Origin of the sequence: Bacillus sp. GMa5/1, from assembly GCF_050172015.1 — a bacterium.
GTDB lineage: Bacteria > Bacillota > Bacilli > Bacillales > Bacillaceae_G > Bacillus_A > Bacillus_A cereus.
In genome coordinates this window covers 1-3,166 of record NZ_JBNLYC010000309.1, presented here as the reverse complement: position 1 = coordinate 3,166, position 3,166 = coordinate 1, and the positions used below count along the sequence as shown (strand labels likewise).

Genomic DNA, 3,166 nt, shown 5'->3' with positions numbered 1-3,166 from the left:
CAAACTGCTTTAAAAGATGATCATTTTCCTTACGAATCCCATCCATTTCTCTTATTAATTCGTTCATTCTTTTTTCATCTTTTGATAACATTATTTCCATAAAGTTCATATTAACGTGATAAAAATTAGATTCTACAATTCCAATCCAATCAATTGGCAGTAAATTATCCTCATACATATTAAAAGAAGTACTTTTCCCTCTTTCTAACCCCCAAAACCCTATTAGGGATAATACTATACATGCAATACTTGATATAGTTATTAATATGTTTAGTTTTGTACCAATCTTACTGTTTCTTAATAATTCCAATTCACTTTCTCCATTCTAATATATAGTTTAAGTAATGTATTTTATACCAAGAATCCAAAAATTACGATGTTTATTTTGTAATATGTAATTTTGCATATCGTCCACTACTGATTCAAAATAACCTAACATTGTAATTTTCGTTTTCCAAAAATTCATGATCATGAACACATCTCATTAATTCTTGAACTTCTTACCCAAAATATCCGCATATACTGTGGCACCAGGGAAAACCATCACTGGTATGATATATAAATTACGCTTCCATACAAGACTAGCTTAAAAATATTTTTCTTATTGCTCATTTTTCTATTCCCCCTCTATTAGAAGTACTCCTAGCACATCACACTAATAAAAACGATAATATTAAAAAATAAGGAAAGACATAATACGTATGTCTTTCCTCTAAAATTGTAATACTCAATATGCTCTTGGCTCTATTTGATTTTCCATTTAAATCCTCACATATCTTTCTTTATAATATCTCCTAACTCCATCCAATTTGTAATACGCGGGATATTGAGATATTGATTGTAAGAAGTAGTTTTTGCATATACATTTATCGGTTTTCCTATTAACGTTTCTAAAACAGCCGGCTTATCATCAAAGAAATAGTTTAATTTTATTTCTTGTATAAAGTGTATTTTTTCTTCATCCTTCATTCCATAGAAAAAGCGATCTTCATGTACCGGAAATCCTTTTTCTATTAACCATTTTTTTGTTTGCTCTCCATGCTCTTTAGGTCGCGCCGTTATATAGTAAATTTCATGTCCCTGTCTTTCTAATTCTTGCAATGTCTCTACAGCATACGGAAACGGTGAACAAGAAGTATAATAAATCTCATCCAGCAAACTATTCCACATATGACCGCCTTCCTCGGAAGTCATGCCAAATGCTTCATGAATTTCAATTGTTTTTAAAGAATGGAATACATCCAACCCTACTTTTTTGTTTAATTTCTTATTATATAAATGAAAAGCATGCTGCCTTAAATCAATTAGTGTATCATCGATATCAAATCCAAACTTCACTCTTCATCGCTCCTTTCTGCAATCCATTTATCGGAACATATAAGTAGTTTTTATTCCCCTTATTGCTCATCTTTCCGATATGCTGGATAGCCAATAAATCTATAATCTTTTCCAATCTGGGTAAATGATATATCCTTAAATTCAATTGCATCTTTCATTTTAGTAATACCAGTCCCCTCTACAAAACTAGGCGCCAATCTACCTCCAATAATTTTAGGTGCGAAATATAAAATAATTTTATCCATTAGTTTATTTTCAATAAACGAAGCATTTACTTCTCCACCACCTTCAATAAGCAGGGAGGAAACTCCTTTTTGTCCTAAAACATCAAGCATTTCATGTAAGTTTATATGCTTTTCTCCGCTAGTAACAAATACTTTAACTCCTGCATTTTCTAATGCTTTCTTTTTTTCCTCTGCATGATTACTTGTTGTAAATATCCAGGTAGGAGCTTCTCTATCTGTAACAACGTTAGCTTCCATCGGTATGCGTAATGTCGAGTCCAATATTACTCGAATTGGATTTCGGCCATTTGGAATACGCGTTGTCAATGATGGATTATCCTTTTGAACAGTATTCGCTCCTACTAAAATAGCCGCATTTTCGTTTCGTATTTGGTGTACTTCTTGTCTTGCTTCTGTAGATGTAATCCACTTACTATCCGATAAAGACGTAGCGATTTTCCCATCTAATGTAACTCCTGATTTAATCGTTACAAATGGGCGCTTTGTCAAAATATATTTATTAAAGACTTCATTCATTTTTTTAGATTCTTCTTCACACACTCCTACAAGTACTTCAATACCTGCATCTTGTAGAATTTTAATTCCACGTCCAGAAACAAGCGGGTTTGGATCAAGTGTAGCAACTACTACCTTCTTAATTCCTGCTTGTACAATTGCTTCAGCACAAGGCCCTGTTCTACCATGATGAGAACAAGGTTCAAGAGTTACATAAATTGTACCACCACGTGCCTGTTCTCCAGCCATACGTATCGCATGTATTTCGGCATGTGGTTCTCCGGCCTTCATATGTGCTCCGACCCCTACAATTCGATTATCATTTACAATTACAGATCCAACCAATGGATTTGGAGTCGTTTGTCCCTTCATAGCCTTGGCATTTTCTAGTGCTAGCTTCATATACAATTCATGCTCAAGCATGTAAGTGTCCCCCTTCAAAATGTCCAGAACGCTGAATCTTCGTTTGCAAATATTTCTCATTAAACTCTGAGACATCACCCCATAACGGTTCACGACTCGTAACATTTAATCCAGCTTTTTGTAACGCTTCTAATTTTTTCGGATTATTTGTAATAAGTTTTACAGGTTTTGAGCGTAGCGCTTTTAATACTTCAATTGTATCATCATAGTTTCGAACATCATCTTCAAAACCTAGGTTCAGATTAGCTTCTACTGTATCTAACCCATTTTCTTGCAAGAGGTACGTCATAGCTTTACTAAACAAGCCAATTCCTCTTCCTTCATGATTCGCTAAGTAAAATAAAGCACCTGAACCATGTTCTGTAATCATTTGTAAAGACTGCTTTAATTGGAATCCACAGTCACAACGTTTACTACCAAAGATATCACCGGTGTGACAAATACTATGCATACGAATTAGGGCATCTTCAGAATTCTCAAAATCACCATATACAAGTACACTAGATTGCTGCATATCAGCTAAATTAATAGATGAGAGTTTTTCGATAATTCCTTCTACACTATTTGTAACCTCACTACATTGTAACCAAGAATACCATTGAAAAACTTTAGTCTCCCCATATAAATTAATTGGCAATTTGATAGGGCCTACTAAATAAATATCC

The 3,166-nt window shown here is 33.8% G+C and carries 5 protein-coding genes; all 5 read right to left on the bottom strand.

Annotated features, from left to right (window positions below):
- Positions 1–310, bottom strand: a 310-nt coding sequence (locus ACQGSG_RS27875; RefSeq protein ID WP_426948560.1) for an MCP four helix bundle domain-containing protein, incomplete at its 3' end; no start/stop codon positions are given.
- Positions 311–337: 27 nt separating this feature from the next.
- A complete protein-coding gene (locus ACQGSG_RS27870; RefSeq protein ID WP_000605687.1) occupies positions 338–472 on the bottom strand; it encodes a hypothetical protein in 135 nt (44 codons plus the stop codon).
- 296 nt (positions 473–768) lie between these two features.
- Entirely contained in the window at positions 769–1,338 is a 570-nt protein-coding gene (locus tag ACQGSG_RS27865) for a 5' nucleotidase, NT5C type (protein WP_000668223.1), read from the bottom strand.
- Between the two features lie 59 nt (positions 1,339–1,397).
- A complete protein-coding gene (gene ribD, locus ACQGSG_RS27860; RefSeq protein WP_000889429.1) occupies positions 1,398–2,501 on the bottom strand; it encodes a bifunctional diaminohydroxyphosphoribosylaminopyrimidine deaminase/5-amino-6-(5-phosphoribosylamino)uracil reductase RibD in 1,104 nt (367 codons plus the stop codon).
- On the bottom strand, positions 2,494–3,166 hold a 673-nt coding region (locus ACQGSG_RS27855; RefSeq protein WP_243510901.1), incomplete at its 5' end, for a GTP cyclohydrolase II. The genes ribD and ACQGSG_RS27855, both read right to left, overlap by 8 nt.